The organism is Streptomyces sparsus, from assembly GCF_054776295.1.
Window position 1 is genome coordinate 1 of sequence record NZ_BAAHCA010001088.1, and the last position, 1,477, is coordinate 1,477.

Annotated in this window: 1 protein-coding gene and 1 pseudogene; both read right to left on the reverse strand. The window is 75.6% G+C overall.

The features are described 5' to 3' along the window. Positions 1–322, reverse strand: a pseudogene (locus ACYVE9_RS26510) (hypothetical protein); the annotation flags it as partial. A gap of 78 nt (positions 323–400) precedes the next feature. Further along, a complete protein-coding gene (locus ACYVE9_RS26515; RefSeq protein ID WP_461030433.1) occupies positions 401–1,423 on the reverse strand; it encodes an ABC transporter permease in 1,023 nt (340 codons plus the stop codon). Between the last annotated feature and the right edge of the window lie 54 nt (positions 1,424–1,477).

The following is a 1,477-nucleotide window of genomic DNA, read 5'->3' on the forward strand; positions in this document are numbered from 1 at the left end:
GCTCGTCACCGCCGGACGGGGGGTCGCTGCCGGTTGGCTGGTGCCGGGGGGCGGTTGCGGGAGGCGGCGGGCCCGTGGGACGCGGGGACCAGCGAGGCGGCTCCTCCGACCGGTCGTCCGGCAGCCGCGACACCGACTCCGCCTCGCGGCGGGCCTCCCGGGCGTCGACGGCGAAGTCGATGGCACCGGCCGGCGTCTCCACCCGGGTCATGCGCAGCAGAGCGTCGTGGAGTTGGGTCCGCAACCGCCAGACCAGGAACACCACGACCAGGGGCCAGACGAGGACTTCCACGTAGTCGAGAACCAGTTCGGCGATCTTCACCCGCACATCGTGCGGTGCCGGACCGGGCGACGGGCCGTGAACGCCGCAGCTGTGACGCAGGCGCAACGTCCCCCGGCGTCAGCGGTCGGCCGGGGCCGGGGCCCTGCCGGGCCCGTCCGTCGTACGGCGGTCCCGCAGCACCGCGAACAGCACGGTCAGCACCGTGCCGACCACCGCCCAGGCCGCCAGCACCAGCAGCGGGCCGGTGATGGCCGCGCCGTCGAAGTAGGCCAGCGAGCGGGCCGACCAGGTGCCCGCGCCGGGTGGGAAGGCGGGGCCGATCTCGCGCCAGAAGGTGGGCAGCAGCGGCCCCGGGTAGGCGCCGCCCGCACTGGGGTTGCCGAGCACGACGACCAGCAGGATGGCCAGCCCGATGCCCACCACGCCGGCCACTCCCTGGAGTGCCAGCGTGGCCGCGGCGACGGCGAACACCACCAGTGCGCCGAGCGCGCTGAGGCCGAGCACGCTGCCGGGCAGCGCCCCCAGGACCGGGCCGACGATGACCGCGCCGCCCAGTCCGGCGGCGAGCGCGTAGACGGCGAGCACACCGAGCCTGATCAGCGCCCGGCCGGTGTCGGCGGGGCGGGCGCCGTAGCTCATCGCCAGGATGGCCGCGCACAGGTAACCGCCGACGCACCAGCCGACCACCAGGTAGAAGGCCGAGAGGCCGCGGCCGTCCCCCTCCTCGGCCGGCACCACGTCGGTGACCTCCAGGCCGCGCTGCTGGTTCTCCTGCACCTCCCGGAACACCTGTTCCAGCGCCTGGGACAGAGCGGCGCCGGCGCCGCTCGCCACCAGCAGCCGGTCGGCGTCGCCCGACGGGTCGACCACCAGCGCGCCGTCGACGGTCCGGTCCCGGATGGCGTCGACCGCCTCGGACTCGTCCGCGGTCACCGTCGTCACGTCCAGCGGTGTGCCCGGCAGCGAGTCGAGGCGCTGCCGGTACTGGTCCTGTGCCTGCTCCGGGGCGACCACGGCGATCGGCACCCGGTGCGGACCCGGTGAGTGGAAGGCGCCGATGTAGGAGGCGATGAAAGCGAGTTGCAGGGCGAGCACGCCCAGCACCAGCAGCGCCGCCCGGCCGGTGACCGCCTGCCGCAGCTCACGGGTGAAGCCGCCGCCCGCGTGCGCACCGCCGGTGCGGCCGCCCTTCCC